Annotated in this window: 19 protein-coding genes; 15 read left to right on the forward strand and 4 right to left on the reverse strand. The window is 69.9% G+C overall.

The genetic code is table 11. The features are described from left to right. Positions 1-124: 124 nt before the first annotated feature. The 10 genes from ACZ6ZQ_RS25185 (at position 125) to ACZ6ZQ_RS25230 (ending at position 8,473) form a co-directional block, all read left to right on the forward strand. Positions 125-1,120 carry a Rossmann-like and DUF2520 domain-containing protein gene (locus tag ACZ6ZQ_RS25185; protein ID WP_469770764.1) on the forward strand — a complete coding sequence of 332 codons (996 nt, stop codon included), beginning with the start codon at positions 125-127 and terminating at the stop codon, positions 1,118-1,120. After that, positions 1,120-2,115 (forward strand): pantoate--beta-alanine ligase, encoded by a 996-nt coding sequence (gene panC, locus ACZ6ZQ_RS25190; protein WP_469770811.1) that lies wholly within the window; start codon positions 1,120-1,122, stop codon positions 2,113-2,115. The genes ACZ6ZQ_RS25185 and panC overlap by 1 nt, the downstream gene beginning before the upstream one ends. Continuing rightward, the gene (locus tag ACZ6ZQ_RS25195; protein WP_469770765.1) at positions 2,115-4,001 is read left to right on the forward strand and encodes an L-aspartate oxidase; all 1,887 of its coding nucleotides are present in this window, start codon (positions 2,115-2,117) and stop codon (positions 3,999-4,001) included. Before panC ends, ACZ6ZQ_RS25195 begins: the two co-directional genes overlap by 1 nt. After that, positions 3,998-5,041: a carboxylating nicotinate-nucleotide diphosphorylase gene (nadC, locus tag ACZ6ZQ_RS25200; protein WP_469770766.1), complete on the forward strand. Its 1,044-nt coding sequence runs from the start codon at positions 3,998-4,000 to the stop codon at positions 5,039-5,041. Before ACZ6ZQ_RS25195 ends, nadC begins: the two co-directional genes overlap by 4 nt. Beyond that, a complete protein-coding gene (locus ACZ6ZQ_RS25205; RefSeq protein ID WP_469770767.1) occupies positions 5,041-5,838 on the forward strand; it encodes a type III pantothenate kinase in 798 nt (265 codons plus the stop codon). Before nadC ends, ACZ6ZQ_RS25205 begins: the two co-directional genes overlap by 1 nt. 134 nt (positions 5,839-5,972) lie before the next feature. After that, on the forward strand, positions 5,973-6,566 hold the full coding sequence (locus ACZ6ZQ_RS25210) for a hypothetical protein (protein WP_469770812.1): 594 nt from the start codon (positions 5,973-5,975) through the stop codon (positions 6,564-6,566). Positions 6,567-6,580: 14 nt separating this feature from the next. Further along, positions 6,581-6,769, forward strand: coding sequence for a hypothetical protein (locus ACZ6ZQ_RS25215; RefSeq protein WP_469770768.1), 189 nt, complete (start codon positions 6,581-6,583; stop codon positions 6,767-6,769). A 140-nt stretch (positions 6,770-6,909) separates the two neighbouring features. Next, positions 6,910-7,359: a BlaI/MecI/CopY family transcriptional regulator gene (locus ACZ6ZQ_RS25220; RefSeq protein WP_469770769.1), complete on the forward strand. Its 450-nt coding sequence runs from the start codon at positions 6,910-6,912 to the stop codon at positions 7,357-7,359. Positions 7,360-7,368: 9 nt separating this feature from the next. Beyond that, the gene (locus tag ACZ6ZQ_RS25225) at positions 7,369-7,908 is read left to right on the forward strand and encodes an amino-acid N-acetyltransferase (RefSeq protein ID WP_469770770.1); all 540 of its coding nucleotides are present in this window, start codon (positions 7,369-7,371) and stop codon (positions 7,906-7,908) included. Between the two features lie 226 nt (positions 7,909-8,134). Next, complete coding sequence (locus tag ACZ6ZQ_RS25230; protein ID WP_469770771.1) at positions 8,135-8,473, forward strand: histone-like nucleoid-structuring protein Lsr2; 339 nt, start codon at positions 8,135-8,137, stop codon at positions 8,471-8,473. Here the strand turns inward: ACZ6ZQ_RS25230 and ACZ6ZQ_RS25235 are convergent. Beyond that, positions 8,452-9,057, reverse strand: a complete 606-nt coding sequence (locus ACZ6ZQ_RS25235; RefSeq protein ID WP_469770772.1) for an SCO3374 family protein — start codon at positions 9,055-9,057, stop codon at positions 8,452-8,454. The genes ACZ6ZQ_RS25230 and ACZ6ZQ_RS25235 overlap by 22 nt on opposite strands. Positions 9,058-9,485: 428 nt before the next feature. Here ACZ6ZQ_RS25235 and ACZ6ZQ_RS25240 point away from each other — a divergent pair, with 428 nt between their 5' ends. Further along, the gene (locus tag ACZ6ZQ_RS25240; protein WP_469770773.1) at positions 9,486-12,014 is read left to right on the forward strand and encodes an ATP-dependent Clp protease ATP-binding subunit; all 2,529 of its coding nucleotides are present in this window, start codon (positions 9,486-9,488) and stop codon (positions 12,012-12,014) included. A gap of 128 nt (positions 12,015-12,142) precedes the next feature. On the opposite strand, the gene dacB is transcribed toward ACZ6ZQ_RS25240, so the two are convergent. Continuing rightward, positions 12,143-13,759 (reverse strand): D-alanyl-D-alanine carboxypeptidase/D-alanyl-D-alanine endopeptidase, encoded by a 1,617-nt coding sequence (dacB, locus tag ACZ6ZQ_RS25245; protein WP_469770774.1) that lies wholly within the window; start codon positions 13,757-13,759, stop codon positions 12,143-12,145. A gap of 125 nt (positions 13,760-13,884) precedes the next feature. Beyond that, complete coding sequence (locus ACZ6ZQ_RS25250) at positions 13,885-16,893, reverse strand: NACHT domain-containing protein (protein WP_469770775.1); 3,009 nt, start codon at positions 16,891-16,893, stop codon at positions 13,885-13,887. Between the two features lie 494 nt (positions 16,894-17,387). On the opposite strand from ACZ6ZQ_RS25250, the gene ACZ6ZQ_RS25255 reads away from it, so the two are divergent. Next, on the forward strand, positions 17,388-18,002 hold the full coding sequence (locus ACZ6ZQ_RS25255) for a M23 family metallopeptidase (RefSeq protein ID WP_469770776.1): 615 nt from the start codon (positions 17,388-17,390) through the stop codon (positions 18,000-18,002). Between the two features lie 32 nt (positions 18,003-18,034). On the opposite strand, the gene ACZ6ZQ_RS25260 is transcribed toward ACZ6ZQ_RS25255, so the two are convergent. Further along, positions 18,035-18,601: a TetR/AcrR family transcriptional regulator gene (locus ACZ6ZQ_RS25260; protein WP_469770777.1), complete on the reverse strand. Its 567-nt coding sequence runs from the start codon at positions 18,599-18,601 to the stop codon at positions 18,035-18,037. A gap of 132 nt (positions 18,602-18,733) precedes the next feature. On the opposite strand from ACZ6ZQ_RS25260, the gene ACZ6ZQ_RS25265 reads away from it, so the two are divergent. The 3 genes from ACZ6ZQ_RS25265 (at position 18,734) to ACZ6ZQ_RS25275 (ending at position 21,552) form a co-directional block, all read left to right on the forward strand. Next, the gene (locus ACZ6ZQ_RS25265; protein WP_469770778.1) at positions 18,734-20,422 is read left to right on the forward strand and encodes an MDR family MFS transporter; all 1,689 of its coding nucleotides are present in this window, start codon (positions 18,734-18,736) and stop codon (positions 20,420-20,422) included. 111 nt (positions 20,423-20,533) lie between these two features. Continuing rightward, the gene (locus ACZ6ZQ_RS25270; protein WP_469770779.1) at positions 20,534-21,109 is read left to right on the forward strand and encodes a helix-turn-helix domain-containing protein; all 576 of its coding nucleotides are present in this window, start codon (positions 20,534-20,536) and stop codon (positions 21,107-21,109) included. Continuing rightward, positions 21,106-21,552, forward strand: coding sequence for a VOC family protein (locus ACZ6ZQ_RS25275; RefSeq protein ID WP_453666540.1), 447 nt, complete (start codon positions 21,106-21,108; stop codon positions 21,550-21,552). Before ACZ6ZQ_RS25270 ends, ACZ6ZQ_RS25275 begins: the two co-directional genes overlap by 4 nt. The last annotated feature ends 11 nt before the right edge of the window (positions 21,553-21,563 follow it).

The following is a 21,563-nucleotide window of genomic DNA, read 5'->3' on the forward strand; positions in this document are numbered from 1 at the left end:
CCGGCCCGCACCCGCTGTCGCCTCCACAGCCTGTGGACAAGCGGAAGGTCCGCCGAAACGCTGGCGTAGCATGACGAAGAATCGTCCGGTACCCCCTGCGGACTGGAACGGAAGGCCGCCGCGCGTGAACGCACCACCACCGCCAGCAACACCACCGGCCCATGAGCCGGCCGACCCCAAGGACCGTCCGGCCCGCCTCACCGTGGGTGTTGTCGGGGCGGGCCGCGTCGGCCCCGCTCTCGCCGCGTCCCTGCAGCTCGCAGGACACCGTCCGGTCGCCGTCTCCGGGGTCTCCGACGCATCCGTGCGCCGCGCCGCCGTGCTGCTGCCCGACGTGCCGATCGTCCCCCCGGCCGAGGTGCTCGCCCGAGCCGAGCTGGTGCTCCTCACCGTTCCCGACGACGCCCTGCCCGGGCTGGTCGAGGGCCTCGCCGAGACGGGCGCAGTCCGCCCGGGGCAGCTGTTGGTGCACACCTCGGGGCGCTACGGCACGGCGGTCCTCGACCCCGCCCGCCGCGCGGGTGGGCTCCCGCTCGCACTGCACCCCGCCATGACGTTCACGGGCACGTCCGTCGACGTCCAGCGGCTGGCCGGCTGCTCCTTCGGGGTGACCGCCCCCGAGGAGCTGCGGCTCGCCGCCGAGGCCCTGGTCATCGAGATGGGCGGTGAGCCCGAGTGGATCGAGGAAGAGGCCCGCCCGCTCTACCACGCAGCGCTCGCCCTCGGTGCGAACCACCTGGTCACCCTTGTTGCCCAGTCCATGGAGCTGCTCCGCACCGCCGGGGTCTCCGCCCCCGACCGGATGCTCGGCCCGCTCCTCGGCGCCGCCCTCGACAACGCACTGCGCTCGGGTGACGCCGCGCTCACCGGACCCGTTGCCCGTGGCGACGCCGGCACCGTCGCCGCGCACGTGTCGGAGCTGCGCAAGCACGCGCCGGGTACGGTCGCCGGCTATCTGGCCATGGCCCGGACGACCGCGGACCGTGCCCTCGCGCACGGCCTGCTCAAGCCGGAGCTCGCCGAGGATCTCCTCGAGGTCCTTGCGGACGGTTCGCAGGGCTCGCGCGGAGCGAACGGAGCAGACGGCTCGTACGGAGCAGACGGAGAGAACGACCGATGATCACCACGCTGCGCACCGCCGCAGAGCTGCACGCACTCACCCCGGCGTCGCCCGCCCGACGCGCTGTCGTCATGACCATGGGCGCCCTTCACGAAGGCCACGCCACCCTGGTGCGCACCGCCCGTTCGCTCGTCGGTCCCATGGGCCAGGTCGTCGTGACGGTCTTCGTCAACCCGCTGCAGTTCGGGGCGCACGAGGACCTCGACCGCTACCCCCGCACTCTTGAGGCGGACCTGAAGACCGCGGCAGAAGCGGGCGCCGACGCCGTGTTCGCCCCGTCCGTGGACGAGGTGTACCCGGGCGGAGCGCCACAGGTCCGGATCTCCGCGGGCCCCATGGGCGAGCTCCTGGAGGGCGCCTCCCGCCCCGGCCACTTCGACGGCATGCTCACGGTCGTCGCCAAGCTGCTGCACCTCACCCGCCCGGATGTCGCGCTGTACGGCCAGAAGGACGCCCAGCAGCTCGCCCTGATCCGCCGCATGGTCCGCGATCTGAACTTCCCGGTGGAGATCGTCGGCGTACCGACCGTGCGGGAGCCGGACGGCCTGGCGCTCTCCAGCCGCAACCGCTACCTGTCGCCCGCGGAGCGGGATACCGCCCTCGCGCTCTCCCGGGCCCTCTTCGCGGCCCACGACCGGCTCGCAGCCCAGCAGGCTCTGCGGGCCCGCGCCGAGTCCGCGCCCGCGTCCACCGCGCGTGCCGCCGCCCTCTCCGCCCTCGGCGAGGCCCGCGCGGCCGCCGACGCGCATGCGGTGGCCGCCGCCCAGCCCGGCGGAGGCGCCGACGCCGTGCGCGCCGCGGCCCGGGCCGTCCTCGACGAGGCCGCAAAGGCGGCGCCGCCGCTCGCCCTCGACTATCTGGCCCTGGTCGACCCGGCCGACTTCACCGAGGTCCCCGACGACCACGCCGGCGAGGCGATCATGGCCGTCGCCGCGCGGGTCGGCACGACGCGGCTGATCGACAACATCCCCCTGACCTTCGGAGCTGCCTCGTGATGAGCACCGGTACGACGAGCAGCGGTGCGACGAGCATCGGTATACGGCTGAACGCTCCGGCTCCCGGCTGGGCCATCGACGCCGACGTCGTGGTCGTCGGCTCCGGTGTCGCGGGCCTGACGGCGGCCCTGCGGTGCACGGCCGCCGGCCTCCGTACGGTCGTGGTCACCAAGGCACTTCTCGACGACGGCTCCACCCGCTGGGCGCAGGGCGGTATCGCCGCGGCGCTCGGCGAGGGCGACACCCCCGAGCAGCATCTGGACGACACCCTGGTCGCGGGCGCCGGGCTGTGCGACGAGGAAGCCGTACGCACGCTGGTCACCGAGGGCCCCGACGCGGTACGACGGCTGATCCTGACGGGCGCCCGGTTCGACACGGACGCCGAGGGCGACATCGCGCTCACCCGCGAGGGCGGCCACCACCGGCGCCGTATCGCCCACGCGGGAGGCGACGCGACGGGCGCGGAGATCTCCCGCGCACTGGCCACGGCGATACGCGACGGCGCGATCCGCGTCATCGAGCACGCGCTGGTGCTCGACCTGCTGACGGACGACACCGGCCGCACCGCCGGCATCACCCTGCACGTCATGGGCGAGGGCCAGCACGACGGCGTCGGCGCCGTGCACGCGCCGGCCGTGGTCCTGGCGACCGGCGGCATGGGCCAGGTCTTCTCCGCCACCACCAATCCGTCGGTGTCCACCGGCGACGGAGTGGCGCTCGCCCTGCGCGCGGGCGCCGAGGTGAGCGACCTCGAGTTCGTCCAGTTCCACCCGACTGTCCTGTACCTGGGCCCGGGCTCCGAGGGCCAGCAGCCCCTCGTCTCCGAGGCGGTACGGGGAGAGGGCGCCCATCTCGTCGACGCGTCCGGCGCCCGCTTCATGGTGGGCCGGCACGAGCTGGCCGAGCTCGCCCCGCGCGACATCGTGGCCAAGGGCATCATGCGCCGGATGCAGGAGCAGGGCGCCAACCACATGTACCTGGACGCCCGTCACTTCGGCGCCGAAATGTGGGAGACCCGCTTCCCCACGATCCTCACGGCCTGCCGCAGCCACGGCATCGACCCGGTCAGGGAGCCGATCCCGGTCGCCCCCGCCGCCCACTACGCCTCGGGCGGCGTCCGCACGGACCTCCACGGCCGCACGACGGTCCCCGGCCTCTACGCCTGCGGCGAGGTCGCCTGCACCGGCGTCCACGGCGCCAACCGCCTGGCCTCCAACTCCCTCCTGGAAGGTCTGGTCTTCGCGGAGCGCATCGCCGAGACCATTGCCGCGAACCGGGCCACCGCACCCGCACCCGCCTCGGCGCCCGCGTCCGGGCACGCCGTGCCACCCGCATCAGCGCCACCCGCATCCGCGGCCCCCGCCGACGGGTGTGTACCCCTGCTCGTGCCCGAGGCGCGCCACGAGATCCAGCGGATCATGACGCACGGCGCCGGTGTGCTCCGCTCCGCCGAGAGCCTCGACGCCGCGGCGGACGCACTGGAGGCGCTGCACCTGTCCGCGCTGCGCGACGCCGAGGAGACCCTCGCTGCCGGCACCCACGCCGGGGGATCCGGCGAGGGGGAGCCGGGCGCCGAGTTCGACAAGGCCGCCGAGCCCGGCGTGGAGTCCTGGGAGGCCACCAACCTCCTGCTCGTCTCCCGGGTCCTCGTCGCCGCCGCCCGCGAGCGCGCGGAGACGCGCGGCTGTCACTGGCGCGAGGACCACCCCGACCGTGACGACGCGGAGTGGCGCCGCCATCTCGTCGTACGGCTCACCGCCGACCGGCGGCTCGTCGTACACCGCACCCCCACCGAAGCATTTCCCGCAACCGTCCCCGTTCCCGCCCCGATCCCCACCGCCATCCCCACTGCCATCCCCACCGCCGACAGGGAGTCGCAACCGTGAGCACGCCCGAAGAACGTCCGGAGCCCGTGGACGTACCGCTGATCCAGATCGGCGCCCCCGCCGCCGACGAGACGGCCTGCGGCGACGACTGCGGCTGCGCCGACGAGGTGTACGAGTGCGGTCTCGACCCGGCACTCGCCGAGCTTCTCGCGGAGGCCGGTCTCGACCCCGTCCAGGTCGAGGACATCGCGCACCTCGCGATCGAGGAGGACCTCGACGGCGGCGTCGATGTGACGACCGTCGCCACCGTCCCCGAGGACGCGGTCGCCACCGGTGACTTCACCGCGCGCGAGTCCGGAGTCGTCGCGGGCCTCCGGGTCGCCGAGGCCGTCCTGTCGATCGTGTGCACCGACGAGTTCACGGTCGAGCGCCACGTCGAGGACGGCGACCGTGTCGAGGCGGGCCAGAAGCTCCTCTCCGTCACCACCCGCACCCGGGACCTCCTCACCGGCGAGCGCAGCGCCCTCAACCTGCTGTGCCGCCTCTCCGGCATCGCCACCGCGACCCGCGCCTGGGCCGATGTCCTCGAAGGCACCAACGCGCGCGTGCGTGACACCCGCAAGACGACGCCCGGCCTGCGTGCCCTGGAGAAGTACGCCGTGCGCTGCGGCGGCGGCGTCAACCACCGCATGTCCCTCTCCGACGCGGCCCTCGTCAAGGACAACCATGTCGTCGCCGCGGGCGGCGTCGCCCAGGCGTTCAAGGCCGTCCGGGAGACGCTCGCGGCCATGGGCACCCCGGATCTCGCCATCGAGGTGGAGGTCGACACCCTCCACCAGGTCCGCGAGGTCCTGGACGCCGGCGCCGATCTGATCCTGCTGGACAACTTCACCCCGGTGGAGACCGAGGAGGCCGTCGCCCTCGTCAAGAACCGCGCGGTGCTGGAGTCCTCCGGCCGGCTCACGCTCGCCAACGCCCGCGCGTACGCCGAAACGGGCGTCGACTACCTCGCGGTCGGGGCGCTCACCCACTCCTCCGCGATCCTCGACATCGGCCTCGACCTGCGGGACGCCCCGGAAGCCGGAGAGGCGCAGGACTGATGCTGCTCACCATCGACGTCGGCAACAGCCACACCGTCCTCGGTCTCTTCGACGGCGAGGACATCGTGGAGCACTGGCGCGTCTCCACCGACCCGCGCCGCACCGCCGACGAGCTCGCGGTGCTGCTCAACGGCCTGATGGGCATGCACCCGCTGCTCGGCGACGAGCTCGGCGACGGCATCGAGGGCATCGCCATCTGCGCCACCGTTCCCTCGGTGCTGCACGAGCTGCGCGAGGTGACCCGCCGCTACTACGGGGATGTCCCCGCCGTCCTCGTCGAGCCCGGCGTCAAGACGGGCGTGCCCGTCCTCACGGACAACCCCAAGGAGGTCGGCGCGGACCGCATCATCAACGCGGTCGCGGCCGTCGAGCTCTACGGTGGCCCTGCCATCGTCGTCGACTTCGGTACGGCCACGACCTTCGACGCGGTCAGCGCGCGTGGCGAGTACGCGGGCGGTGTCATCGCCCCCGGCATTGAGATCTCGGTCGAAGCCCTCGGCGTGAAGGGCGCCCAGCTGCGCAAGATCGAGCTGGCCCGCCCGCGCAGCGTGATCGGCAAGAACACGGTCGAGGCGATGCAGGCAGGCATCGTGTACGGCTTCGCGGGCCAGGTGGATGGCGTCGTCCGGCGCATGAAGCGTGAGCTGGCGGACGAACCGGACGACGTCACCGTGATCGCCACCGGTGGTCTGGCTCCGACGGTGCTCGGCGAATCGTCCGAGATCGACGAGCACGAGCCGTGGCTGACGCTGATCGGCCTGCGCCTGGTGTACGAGCGGAACGTCTCGCGCATGTGACGCCGAAGCCGTGCGGAGCGCCGCAGGGAATGACGGCGGACGGCCGCCGCGCCACGGGTGTCACGTTAAACGAATTTTGTCGGATTAGCGCGTACTGTCGGCCCATGCCCACGCCATACGGATCCCGTGGTGGCATGGCGTTCAGTGCGGAGGAACTGCGTGTGCTCCGCCGCGCCCTCGCCATCGCCCTCAACCCCGCCCAGCCCCGCGAGAACGTCGTCCAGGACTGCCTGCGACTCGCCCAGTCCGTGGACGAGGCCGTCCGTGAGGCGGGCCGGCTGCGCGCGTTCCTCCTCGCCGACCTGGCCCGCTACCGAGATGCCCTCCCGGGCTCGGCCGCCGGCTACCTGGAGCTTCTCCAGGACGCCCTGGCCGCGGGGTACGACCCCGCTCCCGAGGACCTCGCGGCCCTGCGCTCCCTGCGCCGCACGCCCGTCGGTGCCGCGCTGCTGGCGCGCTGCCAGGATCTGGCCGAGCAGTCGGTGCGAGCCCGTCTCGACGGCCGTGGCGCCGCACTTGCCGCCGCGTCGCCGGCCTCGCGCGTCCGGCTGCTGGCCCTCCCCGGCGGCCGGGCCGCCGCCGGCGACAAGCCGGAGCCCCGCCCGGCGGCCCCGAAACCCGGGCCCGCGCCCGCGCCGAGGCCGGACCGCCCGATCCCCACGCCGGGTGAGGTCTTCCCGCCACGCCGACGCCCCGTGCCCCCGTCGGAGAAGCGGGCCGCGGGATAGCTACTCTGGAGGGCATGGACTACGTATCCGCGCTCCTGCCCCCCGTGGTGATGGCCGTCTTCTTCATCGGCCTCGTCGTGACGATCGTCAAGAGTCAGGGCGGCCCGAACAAGGCCAAGGAGGATGCCGCCGTGGACGCGGCGATCGCCCGCGCGGAGGCGGCCCGCCAGTCCACCCCGGCGGACCGCCCCTCCGAGGCCTGACGCCGGCGGCGCGGGCAGCTCGGGCCCGATTGGTCCCGGCTTCTTCCAGGACGTACGGCTCAATACGGCCGTACGTCCTTTTTAGTACCCGAACTACGTCAATAACCAGCCATTCAGACATCTCCGACTATGGTGGCGATGTGCCCCGTCAATTGGGAGAGCTCGAAGACGCCGTCATGACGCGCATCTGGCAATGGAACCGCCCGGTGACCGTGCGCGAAGTCCTGGAAGATCTCCAGCAGGAACGGTCCATCGCCTACACCACCGTCATGACCGTAATGGACAATCTCCATCAGAAGGGCTGGGTGCGCAGGGAAGTCGAAGGCCGCGCCTATCGATATACCGCCGTCTCCACCAGGGCCGCCTACTCGGCCGCACTGATGAACGAAGCCTGGTCGAAGAGCGACAACCCCGCCGCGGCACTTGTCGCCTTCTTCGGGATGATGTCGGCGGAGCAGCGCCAAGCACTCCAGGACGCGATCCGGGTCGTTCAGCGCGACACCGCGGAAGACGCTCCCGAAGTGCACCAGGAACGTTCTCTCGAACAGGACACCGAGGGCGCCGAGGGCGCGGACGGAGCGGGGCGATAGCGTCCGGTCATGTCGTCAGCGCATCCGCTTCCCAATGCCGCAGCAAATGCCGTCACCGTCCGGCGAGCCAGGACCAGCGATGTAGCGGCGGTACGCCGTCTCGTCGACCCTTACGTGAGCGAAGGCATCCTGCTCGACAAAGCCACTGTGACGCTTTACGAGGACATCCAGGAGTTCTGGGTCGCGGAACGCGACACGGACACGCGAGTGGTCGGCTGCGGTGCGCTCCACGTCATGTGGGAAGACCTCGCGGAAGTACGTACTCTCGCCGTTGACCCCCAGTGCCGCGGCTTCGGCGTCGGTCATCAGGTGCTGGGACAGCTGCTGCACACGGCCCGCTGGCTCGGTGTGCGCCGGGTATTCTGCCTCACCTTCGAAGTCGACTTCTTCGCGAAGCACGGGTTCGTGGAGATCGGTGAGACTCCGGTCGACGGAGATGTCTACAGCGAGCTGCTGCGTTCCTATGACGAGGGCGTCGCCGAGTTCCTCGGTCTCGAACGAGTGAAGCCGAACACCTTGGGCAACAGTCGGATGCTTCTGCACCTGTGATCGCCGCATCGACGGGAAGCCGTACGGAACCCCGTACGGAACCCTGGACTGAACCCCGGACTGAACCCCGGACTGAACCCCGGACTGAACCCCCGGCGGAACCCTATGTCCGAATCGCGCACGTTTCCCGCGTTCTCAGGGTTCTGAACCTCTGCCAGGGGTTTGTGTTTTCCAGAGAAAAGCGGTTTCCTTTCCGCGTACTGCATTTTCGATGAAAGGAAATCCGGTGGCACAGAAGGTTCAGGTCCTTCTTGTCGACGACCTCGACGGCGGCGAGGCGGACGAGACCGTGACGTTCGCTCTGGACGGCAAGACCTACGAGATCGACCTCACCACCGCCAATGCGGACAAGCTCCGTGGCCTGCTCGACCCCTACACCAAGGGCGGCAGGCGTACTGGCGGTCGTGCCGCGACCGGCCGTGGAAAGGGCCGTGTCGCCGCAGCGACGGGCAACAAGGACACTGCCGAGATCCGCAAGTGGGCGAAGGAGAACGGCTACAGCGTCAACGACCGCGGTCGTGTTCCCGCCGAGATCCGCGAGGCTTACGAGAAGGCCAACGGCTGAGCATTCGCATGCGGCCCAGCCGCATTCGTACGCACCAAACGGGCCCGGTGGCAGGCATTCGCCGCCGCGTCCACAAGCCGTACGAGGTCGGGGGTGCCCCCACCGCCCCCGGGTCCGGCGCTGCGCCCCACAGGGGCGAACGCGGGCAGTGACGGCTCCACCTCGTGTCCCGGCTCCGGGGGCCGCACCCACACAGCGGCCCCTTGGGGGACAGGTGGGGCAAGAGGGACGGCGCGTCCCGGTGGCGCCGGCGCGGCCATCGAGCCGCCCGGGCCGAGGGCCGTCAGATCGAGGCCGATCCCGCCCCACTCCAGCCAGTCCAGCAGCCCCGGCAGCTCTTCCGCGCCGCCGGCGGCCACCAGCAGCCGCATCCTGCTCCCCGCGAGGGCGACCGGCCCGGTCCGTTCGTAGCGCTTCAGCAGCGCGAAGCCCGCGTCGGCCGGCAGCTCGAGCACATCGAACCGCAGCCCGGTGAGCAGCTGCACCGGCGGCCCGTCGCCCGTCGCCCACCCGAGCTCGTGCTCGTACCACCGCGCGGTGCCGCCGTCGAGCGGCATGCGGGGTGACAGGAGAGTGAAGGCCATACCCCGGGAACTCCCGAGCCCACCCGATAGTTACGCACCGTCGGGGCATGGTTGCCCAGAGTGGCCGAAAGGGGCGGTGCGGGGTGAACCGGTAGCGCAAGGGTGTTCGCCCGTAGCGGAGGGAACCGGCGTGCGCCGCATGGAGTGTCACTGCTAACGGGTAAGACATCCCTAGTGGGGACGGGCGACACGCATGGTTTGGAGTCTCACGTTCGCCATCGGCGTACAGATGGCGCGGGTATCTGCCTGGCCTGCGGGAACATCGTCTCGCACCATCAAGTTAGGGCTGTTGTCGGCGTTCGGGGCAGGAGGCCATCGACGGGTGTCGGCAGTTGGAATGAGCGGTCCCCGCTTGCGGGACTAAGCTGCGGAAGGACAGGGAGGGGATCGACCCCTAACTGACTGACCGCTCTGAGGAGCGATTAACGATGTTCGAGAGGTTCACCGACCGCGCGCGGCGGGTTGTCGTCCTGGCTCAGGAAGAAGCCCGGATGCTCAACCACAACTACATCGGCACCGAGCACATCCTCCTGGGCCTTATCCACGAGGGTGAGGGTGTCGCCGCTAAGGCCCTGGAGAGCCTCGGGATTTCGCTCGAGGCGGTCCGCCAGCAGGTGGAGGAGATCATCGGCCAGGGCCAGCAGGCCCCGTCCGGGCACATTCCCTTCACCCCCCGTGCCAAGAAGGTCCTGGAGCTGTCGCTCCGAGAGGCTCTTCAGCTGGGCCACAACTACATCGGCACGGAGCACATCCTGCTCGGCCTGATCCGCGAGGGCGAGGGCGTCGCGGCCCAGGTCCTCGTGAAGCTCGGCGCCGATCTCAACCGGGTGCGGCAGCAGGTCATCCAGCTGCTTTCCGGTTACCAGGGCAAGGAAGCCGCCACGGCAGGCGGCCCGGCCGAGGGCACGCCTTCGACCTCCCTCGTCCTCGACCAGTTCGGCCGGAATCTCACCCAGGCCGCTCGTGAGTCCAAGCTCGACCCGGTCATCGGGCGCGAGAAGGAGATCGAGCGGGTCATGCAGGTGCTGTCCCGCCGGACCAAGAACAACCCGGTGCTCATCGGCGAGCCCGGCGTCGGCAAGACGGCGGTCGTCGAGGGCCTGGCGCAGGCCATCGTCAAGGGCGAGGTGCCCGAGACCCTCAAGGACAAGCACCTCTACACCCTGGACCTGGGCGCGCTGGTCGCCGGTTCCCGTTACCGCGGTGACTTCGAGGAGCGCCTGAAGAAGGTGCTCAAGGAGATCCGCACCCGCGGCGACATCATCCTGTTCATCGACGAGCTCCACACCCTGGTGGGTGCGGGCGCCGCCGAGGGCGCGATCGACGCAGCCTCGATCCTCAAGCCGATGCTGGCCCGGGGTGAGCTGCAGACCATCGGTGCGACGACGCTCGACGAGTACCGCAAGCACCTGGAGAAGGACGCGGCCCTGGAGCGCCGCTTCCAGCCCATCCAGGTCGCGGAGCCGTCGCTGCCGCACACCATCGAGATCCTCAAGGGCCTGCGCGACCGCTACGAGGCCCACCACCGGGTCTCCATCACCGACGAGGCCCTCGTCCAGGCCGCGACCCTGGCCGACCGGTACATCTCGGACCGCTTCCTCCCGGACAAGGCGATCGACCTGATCGACGAGGCCGGCTCCCGGATGCGTATCCGCCGGATGACCGCGCCGCCGGACCTCCGCGAGTTCGACGAGAAGATCGCCGGTGTCCGCCGGGACAAGGAGTCCGCGATCGACTCCCAGGACTTCGAGAAGGCAGCTTCCCTCCGCGACAAGGAGAAGCAGCTGCTGGCGGCGAAGGCCAAGCGGGAGAAGGAGTGGAAGGCCGGCGACATGGATGTCGTCGCCGAGGTCGACGGCGAGCTGATCGCCGAGGTCCTCGCCACGGCCACCGGTATCCCGGTCTTCAAGCTGACGGAGGAGGAGTCCTCCCGTCTGCTCCGTATGGAGGACGAGCTCCACAAGCGCGTCATCGGTCAGAAGGACGCCATCAAGGCGCTGTCCCAGGCGATCCGGCGTACCCGCGCCGGTCTGAAGGACCCGAAGCGCCCCGGTGGCTCGTTCATCTTTGCCGGCCCGTCCGGCGTCGGTAAGACCGAGCTCTCCAAGACGCTCGCCGAATTCCTCTTCGGCGACGAGGACGCGCTGATCTCCCTCGACATGTCGGAGTTCAGCGAGAAGCACACGGTTTCCCGCCTCTTCGGTTCCCCGCCCGGATACGTGGGCTACGAAGAGGGCGGCCAGCTCACCGAGAAGGTGCGCCGGAAGCCGTTCTCCGTCGTCCTCTTCGACGAGGTCGAGAAGGCCCACCCCGATATCTTCAATTCCCTTCTCCAGATCCTGGAGGACGGTCGCCTGACCGATTCCCAGGGCCGGGTCGTGGACTTCAAGAACACGGTCATCATCATGACGACCAACCTCGGGACCCGGGACATCTCCAAGGGCTTCAACCTGGGCTTCGCCGCCCAGGGCGACGTCAAGTCCGGCTACGAGCGGATGAAGGCGAAGGTCAACGAAGAGCTGAAGCAGCACTTCCGGCCGGAGTTCCTGAACCGTGTCGACGACACGGTCGTCTTCCACCAGCTGACCGAGGACGACATCATCCAGATCGTCGACCTCATGATCGCCAAGGTGGACGAGCGGCTGAAGGACCGCGACATGGGCATCGAGCTCAGCTCGACCGCCAAGTCGCTCCTGGCGAAGAAGGGCTACGACCCCGTGCTGGGCGCCCGTCCGCTGCGCCGGACGATCCAGCGCGAGATCGAGGACGTGCTGTCGGAGAAGATCCTCTTCGGCGAGCTCCGCCCCGGTCACATCGTGGTCGTCGACACCGAGGGCGAGGGTGAGGAGAAGAAGTTCACCTTCCGCGGTGAGGAGAAGTCGGCCCTGCCGGACGTCCCGCCGATCGAGTCGGCCGCGGGCGGCAGCACCGGACCGAACCTGTCGAAGGACGCGTAAGCGTTCGGAACGCGTAGAGGGGCTGCCCCGGACCTTCAGGTCCGGGGCAGCCCCTTTTGTGTTCCGCGGTCACGAGCGGGCGTATCACGGCCCGGACCGCGTCCACCGTACGGTCCGGGCCACCGGCTTCAGCAGAACTTCGGCTTCTGCCAAGCGCATTCGAGTTCGGCGGGCGCCTCAGGTGCGCCGCCCCGCAGGCGCGGAACCGGCACGGCGGCGATCGTGCCATCGGCCGTGTCGGACTTGGCCAGGGTCACCACGATCGCGTCCTCGATGCTCTTCACGGAGGAGGCGAGGTAGTTGTTGAGGACGATGCTGTAGACGAGTTCGCGGCCGCCGGCGTCGGTGACGTACCCGGAGAGGGCTGAGGCGCCGGTCAATGAGCCCGTCTTGGCACGGGTGTTGAGGGCGGCCGGGGTGTTGCACATGCGGGTGCGCAGGGTGCCGCCGACGGCGCGGTCGGGGTTGCAGGCGACGGGCAGTGAGGCGTACCAGTCGGCGTACCAGGGCGCGTCGCGGACGGCCAGCAGGAGACGGGCGAGCTGGTCGGCGGGGAAGACGTTCATCCGGGACAGACCCGAGCCGTCGACCTGGCGGAGCTGCGCCGCGTTCACGCCTTCCTTCTTCAGATAGCCGTCGATGGTGGCGAGGCCCGCGCTCCAGGTTCCGCGTCCGGCGGTCTCGTATCCGATCGTCTTGGTCAGGGCCTCGGCGTGCATGTTGTTCGACAGCTTCATGAAGGGGAGCATCAGCTCCTTCAGCGGCATGGAGCTGTGCGTCGCGAGGACCGCCGCTCCGGCCGGGGTGGGCCGGCCGAGCCGCGGGGTGCCCGAGACCCGTACACCGTGCTCGGTGAGCGCGTCGGCGAACACGGCGGCGGCGTAGCCGGTCGGCTCCCAGACGGTGATCCACTCCTTGGTCGCGGATGCCCCGACCGGGATGTCGCCGCTGATGACAAGGGTGTTGGCGCCGTGTTCGCGCTCGATGGCGAGGGTGTCGGTCTGTCCGGCGGGGACGGTGGTGCCCCGGATGTCGGCACGTACGTAGTCGGTCGGCGGAGTGATCTTCACCCGCGGCTTGTCTCCGGGCGCGGCGCCGGGGAGGGCTTCGACGATGACCGTACCGGCGTCGTAGTCGGTGTCGGGCGCGACGGTCAGCGGCGAGATCTGCGCGGAGTAGTACGAGGATTCGTCGTCGGCCGCCCAGGAACGGCCCAGGCGGTTGGTGTCGAAGCGGGTGTCGTCGGCGACGAGACGGCCCGTGACCCTGCGGATGCCCGAGGCGCGCAGCTGTTCGGCGAGCCGGCCGTAGTCGGTGGCGAGCGTGGTGGGGTCGCCGGTGCCGCGGAGGTAGAGATCTCCGTACAGGGTGGAGCCTTGGCGGCGGCCGGTGGACAGGACGTCCGTACGGAACCGGTAGTCGGGTCCGAGGAGCGCCATCGCGGCGGTGGAGGTCGCGAGCTTGGTGTTGGACGCGGGCATCAGCCGGTCGCCGCCCGCGCGTTCGTAGAGCCGCTCCCCGGTGGTGGCGTCGGCGATGACGACGCTCGCGGCGCCGCCCGCCATCCGGGAGTCGGCGAGGATCGTGTCGATGGCGCCCTTGAGCCCGGTGTCGGAGGGTCCGGCCCCGGCGGGTGCGCTTCCGGTGCTCCAGGTGAGGGCGGCGACGAGGCCGAGGGCGAGCGGCCAGGTCCGGGCGCGGCGAAGGATCCCGCGGCCTTTCATGCTCATCACGGGTCTACTCATGGCACAGGAGGATGGCGGACGGGGGCGGGGGCGGGAAGAAGGCGTGGCCCGTGGCTCTCATGCGGAGTGGCTCGTGGCTCGCATTCGGTGAGACCCGTGGCTCGCATTCGGTGAGACCCGTGGCTCTAATTCGGTGTGGTGATGTGTACCTGGACTCCGGGCGGGAAGCCGTCGGCCCCGGAGATCCGGTCGCGCTCGCCGACGACGAGGACCTGCTGGAGTCTCTCCAGCGCGAGCAGAGGTGACAGATCCACGAGGAAGTTCCGCCGGAACAGATGTACGACAACGATCGAGGTGATGTTCGGGAAACGGTGCGGGACCCGGTCCAGGGACGGTTCCGTGCTGCGCAGCTCGATCTGCAGCTCCCTGACCGGTGACACGGCTTCCATCACGGCGAGTTGCTGATCGTCCATGAGGATCTCGGTGATCGGCAGTCCTGCCACTGCCGAAAGGTCCGTGATCTCGGGGCAGCGGTCGAGTTCGAGGGTTCGCAGCGCGTCCCCGTCCCCGAGGCAGGTGAGGTCTGTCAGCAGCGCGTTGCCGGAGATGCGAACCTCCGGGGGTGAACAGGCCCGTATGGTCTCCGCGATGAGCTCTCCGGGAAGGTCCCCCTGGAAGTGCAGCCCGCGGCCGGCGCCCAAGGCCCTGAGTATCCCTGCCTGTTCGGCGTTCCGGACGGTGAACTGCAGGCCGTCCGGGTCGATGGCCGCGATCACCTCCTTTGCGTACCGCTCGGTGTTGTACCGGTCCCAGGCCCAGACGAGCTGGGACCGCACCGTGAGTACGGGGTGAGAGGTGTACCGCGACAGGAACGGGATCGCCGCGTCCGTCGCGATATGGGAAGCGGCGATGACCGTCATACGGGCCGCTGAACCGCTCCCCACCGTGTCGGGGCCCGGCAGCAGATCGAGCACGAGCGGCCCGGCGGCCGAGAGCGCGCGCGCCTCTTCGACCGAGCGGGGCGGAATGACCTCCGCCGTACGGCGGAGCAGCTCCCCGCGGATGTCCGGGGAGATCTCCGTCGCCTGCTCCATCGCCGCCGCCGCGACGACCAGAATCCGCAACTGCCTGCGGCGGTTCTGCTCAGCGTCCGCCGCGGTCACCAACTCGGTGAAGATCTCGGCGCATTCGCGCGGGCGCGCATGAGCCACGCTCATCCGGATGACGTCCTCCCACTGGTCGTCCGCCGCGTGCTGGGCCAGGACGCCGATGTGCCACTCGTCGACGATCGCCTTCGCGGCGAGGTAGTCCTGGAACGTGCGGTGGACGAAGTCCACAGCGTCCGGGGAGGGTTCGCGGAGCAGTCCGCTGCGGTGGAGCAGATGGTCGAAGACCGCCTGCGGATCTCCGGCCGCCGCCGCCTCGGGAACGGCCGGAATCGCACCGAGGACCAGTGATTCGGCCCGTGAGCGGTCCATCTCCGTACGGCCGTTGAGCGTGAGCCAGTACGCGAGGCGCTGGATGAGCTGGATCTGCGGGGCTTCGGGAAGGTCGATGCCGGACGGCGTCCCCATGTCCCGCTCCCGGTCGCGACGGGCGAGCAGCATCGACAGCGCGGCTTCGTACAGCGCCTTGCGGCCGCGCGGCAGAAAGCCCCGGCGGTCGCGGTGCAGTGCGCAGATGAGACCGCACATGAGGGGGTTGGTGGCGAGGCGGGCGAGGTCCTGCTTGGTGCGCAGCGCGTCGAGGAGCGGCTGCTCGTACGGCTGTGCCTCGGAGCCCGCGGCCCGGTGCCAGCGCTCCACGAAGGCATGTACCTCGGTCCTGCGCATGGGGGAGAGGGTGAGCTCGGTGAAGCCCTCGGGGGTGAGCCAGTCGTCGCCCACGGCGGAGGGGCGGGAGGTGACGAGCCAGCGGTTGCCCCCGCTGCTGCCGTCGTCGTACGTGGCAAGCAGATCGCGCAGCCAGCGGCGGGTGCGGCCCCGCTCGGCCTCGGGGACCTCGTCGATGCCGTCGACGAGGATCAGGCCGCGTCCGGCCGACAGGACGCGGTCGGCCCAGCCTTCGGGCGGGGAGAGCGGGCAGCCGACGGTGGCGAGGAAACGGTCGGGGGCGGGCAGCCGCTCGCCGTGGCGGGTGAGGGTGCGCAGGGGGAGGACGAAGGGGATGCGGTCGTGGAGGTACGCCATCCGCTCGGCCGGGTGCCGGCTCGTGGTGGAGACGGCGAGCCACTGGACGAGCGTGGTCTTTCCGGAGCCCGCGACTCCGCGCAGGAGGACCTTGTCGTGCTGGGCGAGGGCCTGGTCGGCGCGGACCGGTACGGCGTCGAGCGGCACTGCGTTCGCCAGGTCCTCCAGCTCCTCCAGTGTGCTGAGGGGCGGCATGAGCGGACCACCCAGCCGGTCCTCCTCGCGGAGGGCGGACGGCCGCTCCGCGAGGTGCCGAGCGATCCGGCCCGGCCGTACATGGCGCGCCTCGCCGGCGCTCGCCTCCAGACTTAGATACGCCACGTCCAGCGGCCAGACATCCGGCGAGTTGTGCAGGTCGATGCCGTAGATCGTCAGGCTGCCGTGCTTCTTCGCGACGTACGTGAGGTAGCGGTGTTCGAAGGCCACATCACGGGCGTCGGCACGGGGCACTCGGAGGATCAGCTCGTCGACCTTGGCGATCAGCTCGGCCTGGGCGCGGCCCTGCTCGACCAGGGCGCGGGCGACGAAGGACGAGCGCTGGGTGAAGAACTGCAGGATGTGGAGGCAGGCCCACTCGGTGAGCGAGTCGAGGAAGACGGTGGTGTCCGCCGACAGTCCGTCGGCGGCGAGCCGGGCCGCCGAGGCGGTGCGCAGCCGCCGTGCCAGCTCGCGATGGCCGTGGTGCACGGCCTGGACGTGGTCCATCTCCAGGTCGCCGAGGGCGAGAAGTGTGTCGGCGAGGGCGGCGGTGACGGCCTCGGTCTCGTCCGGGGGGAAGGGAAGCTCGCCGCGGTCGGCCAGGGACTGGCGCACGAGGGTGTCGGCGAGCTTGCGTACGTCCTTCTCGGTCAGGGTCCGCTTCTCCCCGCGGAACGAGACGAGACCGGAGAGCCGCACGGGCTTCTCCGTGAGGCCGGCGCCGCTGCCCTCCCGTACCAGGAGCTGCTTCAGGAGGGGAGAGATGGCCGCCGAGGCCAGCCGGGTGCCGATGAGTGCGGGCTCCATGCGTGATCCCCCCAGATCCCAAGATCCCAGAGCCCCTGGATTCCGGAGCTCAAAGGGGGTGTTTCCCCCCGAAAACCGCCGCCTTCCCTGTGACCCACGACGCACTGGCCCCGTCGCGGCCGTGACAAGGCGCACAGGCCGTTCCGAGCCTACTAGGCGCCTTAGTGGGGATTCCCGGTGGAGCTCCGGGGCTTGCGGGGGCCGTGGGAGGGGCTTTCGGCCCGGTGGTGGCGGAGCGAAGGGCGGCCTGCGGCGGGCGCCGGTTTCGAACTGCCTCTACGTGGGGCTAAACCAGCCTTCGTCAGGAGATTTCGGGCAATGTCGGACTGTCGATTCGGCATCGTCAATGGCCCTGCTCACACTGCCCCATCTACGAGTAGATGTCGTAGATGGGGTGTTTGAGGTGGGTTGGGGTGCCGGGTTACCAAGGTGGGGCACCCGGTGCTCCTGCGCCGGGTCGGTTCTTGCCCGTACAGCCCGGAGGTTCTCCCCGCATGTCGAAGCGCATCATCAACCGTTTCCGTTCGTCCGTTCTCCCGACCCGTGGTTCCGTCGTGGCCGCCGGACTCGGCGCAGTGATGGTCGTCGGAGCCGGTGCCGGTGTCGCGTCCGCCGCCGCGGCGGAGACCGTCACCACCACCAATGCCGTCGCCGCCACCGAGGTGAAGGCCCCCACGGCGAAGAAGTCCTCGGCCTGGGTCAAGCCGGTCGTCGGCTACACGCTGACCGCCAGCTTCAACCAGGGCGGCGCCATGTGGTCCCACAAGCACTCCGGGCAGGACTTCGCCGTGCCGGTCGGCACCTCCGTCAAGGCCGCGAGCAGCGGTGTCGTCGTGAAGGCCGGCCCGGGCGGCGGCGGCGACGGCTCGGCATACGGCAACGCCATCGTGATCAAGCACGGCAATGGCATGTACTCGCAGTACGCCCACCTGTCGCAGATCAAGGTCAACATCGGCCAGACGGTGGACGCCGGCAAGGTCATCGCGCTGTCCGGCAACACCGGCAACTCCTCCGGCCCGCACCTGCACTTCGAGATCCGCACGACCCCGAACTACGGCTCGGCCGTCAACCCGGCGTCGTTCCTGCGGTCCGAGGGCGTCAGCATCTGACCGCTTGCGCCGGTCGGCCCGCCGGCGCCGGTTTACTCCGGGCGTCCGCGACGATGGGCCTGAGTCACCAGATCGATGGCGACCTCGAGGAGAGCTTCGCGCTTCTCCTCGGGGTCGCCTTCGACGTGCTGCATGAAGAACATGCCTGCGTGCATCGTGAACAGCGCGCTGATGCAGCGGACCCGGTCGGTCATGCTCGACTCCGGCTCCTGGATCAGCCGGGTCATGGTGATCATGCGTTCCTTGAACGTCTCGCCGATGCTCAGCTCGCGCACGGTGGCCTGGTTCTCCTGCATGAAGCGGAAGAGCGGGGCCGCTCCGGTGAGTGCGGCCTGGTAGCGGTGCAGAAGCTCCGTCTTGGTCTCCAGGGTGCGCGGCTGCGTCTCCGCCCAGGCGATCAGCTCGTCGATCGGCCGGGTCAGATCCTGGAAGAGGCTGATGACGATGTCTTCCTTGGTCTTGAAGTGGTAGTACAGCGCCGCCTTCGTGACCTGCAGCTCCTCGGCGATCTCGCGAAGGGATGTCTTCTCGTAGCCCTGCTCGGCGAAGAGTTCCAGGGCGACGTCCTGAATGCGCTGGCGGGTGTTGCCTCTGGCCATGGGAGCTCTCCTGGAACGAATACTTACTTGACGCCCGGCTAGTTGCGGGGCTACGGTCCCCAGTGTAGTCAACTAGCCGGGCGGCAAGTAAGTGTGCAGCGGGCAGGTACACAGGGGAGTGGATTCGGGACCATGGCCGGAAAAGAAGCACTGAGGGGGGCGGCGCCCGAGGGTGCCGAGAGGCGGGCGGAGGCCGAAGCGCCCGGGTCGTCCGGAGCCTCCGGGGCGTCGGGGGCGTCCGGTGCGGCTGGGGCGGCCGGCCCGTCCGCCGTGCCTGACGGGCCGCAGCCGCGCAGCGTCCGCGTCGTACTGCTCGCGCTCATGATCGCGATGCTGCTCGCGATGCTCGACAACATGATCATCGGCACCGCGATGCCGACCATCGTCGGCGAACTCGGCGGCCTCGCGCATCTGTCCTGGGTGGTCACCGCGTACACCCTGGCCACCGCCGCCTCCACCCCCATCTGGGGCAAGCTCGGCGACATGTACGGCCGCAAGGGCGTCTTCCTCACCTCGATCGTGATCTTCCTGGTCGGGTCGGCACTCAGCGGCATGGCCCAGGACATGGGCCAGCTGATCGGCTTCCGCGCCGTACAGGGCCTGGGCGCGGGCGGTCTGATGGTCGGCGTCATGGCGATCATCGGCGACCTCATCCCGCCCCGGGAGCGCGGCAAGTACCAGGGCATGATGGCCGGTGTGATGGCCCTCGCCATGATCGGCGGGCCGCTGGTGGGCGGCACCATCACCGACCACTGGGGCTGGCGCTGGAGCTTCTACATCAATCTGCCGCTCGGCGCTGTCGCGCTCGCCATGCTCACGGTCGTCCTGCATCTGCCGAAGAAGGAGCGCGGGGCACAGCGGATCGACTACCTGGGTGCCGGGCTCCTCACCGTCGGCATCACCTCGATCGTGCTCGTGACCACCTGGGGCGGCACGGAGTACGCCTGGGACTCCGCCGTGATCATGGAGCTCATCGCGATCGGCGTCGCCTCGCTCATCGGCTTCCTCTTCGTGGAGACCAAGGCGGCGGAGCCGATCATGCCGCTGCACATCTTCCGCATCCGCAACTTCTCCCTCATGTCGGTGATCGGCTTCCTGACCGGTTTCGTGATGTTCGGCGCGGTGCTCTTCCTGCCGCTGTTCCAGCAGTCCGTGCAGGGCGCGTCCGCCACCAACTCCGGACTGCTGCTCCTGCCGATGCTGCTGTCGATGATGGTCGTCTCGCTGATCGCGGGCAGGGTCACCACCAACAGCGGCAAGTACAAGATCTTCCCGATCATGGGCGGCGGGCTGATGGTGGCGGGTCTCTTCCTGCTCGCGCAGATGGACACCGGCACCTCGCGGCTCACCTCCGGGCTCTACATGGCGGTCCTCGGCGCCGGCATGGGCTTCCTGATGCAGATCACGATGCTGGTCGCACAGAACAGCGTCGACATGAAGGACATGGGCGTCGCATCCTCCGCCACCACCCTCTTCCGTACGCTCGGCTCCTCCTTCGGTGTCGCGATCATGGGCGCGCTCTTCACCTCGCGGGTGCAGGACGAGATGGCGGCCCGGGGCGGGGCCGGCGTCACCCAGCAGTCCGCGCAGCTGGATGCGGCGAGCCTGGCGAAGCTGCCGGAGCAGGTGCGCGAGGCGTACCAGTTCGCGGTGTCCTCGGGGACGCACTCCGCGTTCCTGCTCGGCTCGGCGGTCGCGGTGATCGGCTTCCTGGCGGCGTTCCTCGTCAAGGAGGTGCCGCTCAAGGGCGCCGGTCCGGCGAAGCCCGAGCCGGCGGCGGATGCCCCGCAGGCTGGGGCGAAGCTGGCGGAGGCCGTCTGACCAGCAGGTTCTGTGATATCGAGGCCCTCGGCGCATCGGGCGCCGAGGGCCGTTGTCAGTGGGGCGTGCCAGCATCGTGTCCGTGGAGAAGCGCGGGGGAATGACACCCCGGTGACGGCGCACCTCGCCCATCTGCGGCAGTTGCGCCTCGCCAAGGACGCCATGGACCGCGACTGGGCCGAGCCGCTCGACCTGGACGCGGTGGCCGCCCATGCCGGTTACTCACGCTTCCACTTCGTCCGCGCCTTCAAGACGGTCTACGGAGACACGCCCGGTCAGTACCTGTCGCGCAGACGGATAGAACGGGCCGAGGAGCTCCTGCGTACCGCGGATCTCTCGGTCACCGAAATCTGCTCACTGGTCGGCTTCAGCAGCCTCGGCACGTTCTCGGCCCGGTTCAAGAAACAGACCGGTCTGACCCCGAGCGAGTACCGGACCAAGCACGTGGGACGCGGCGCCGCGCTCATACCCGGGTGCTACGCCCTGCTCTGGGCGGGAGGCTTCCCGAGCCGCGACTCCGAGGACCGGAGGGCCAAGGACGAGGACCGGAGTGCCAAGGACAGGGACGGACCTGGGACGGCAAGGACCGTGATTCCAAGGACCGCAATTCTGAAGAAGCCGGTTGACGGGCCGCTGCCTACGGTGGCAGGGCAAGCACGACGAGCGTCGACCAGGAGCGCGAAATGATCAAGGGACTCGCCATTTCCACCGTCTGGGTCCTCGACCAGGACCGGGCCAAGGAGTTCTACACCGAGAAGCTCGGTCTGGAGGTCCGTACGGACATGACGATGGGCGAGGGCGGCATGCGCTGGCTCACCGTCGGAGCGAAGGGCCAGCCGGACGTCGAGCTGACGCTGATGGTCCCGGGCGCGCCGGCCATGGACCCCGAGTCGGCGGAGGCCATGAAGCGGCTCGTCGCGAAGGGCGTCCTCGGCGCCGGGGTCCTGACCACGGACGACATCCACGGTGACTACGCCAGGTTGAAGGAGAGGGGCGTGGAGTTCCTCCAGGAACCGCAGGAACGTCCTTACGGCACAGAGGCGATCTTCCGGGACGACTCCGGCAACTGGTTCTCGTTCACGCAGCGCCGTGAGGGAGGACTGGACCTGGACAAGGACTGGGCCAGTTAAAGGACTGGGCC

This window comes from Streptomyces sp. NPDC053673, assembly GCF_055585225.1.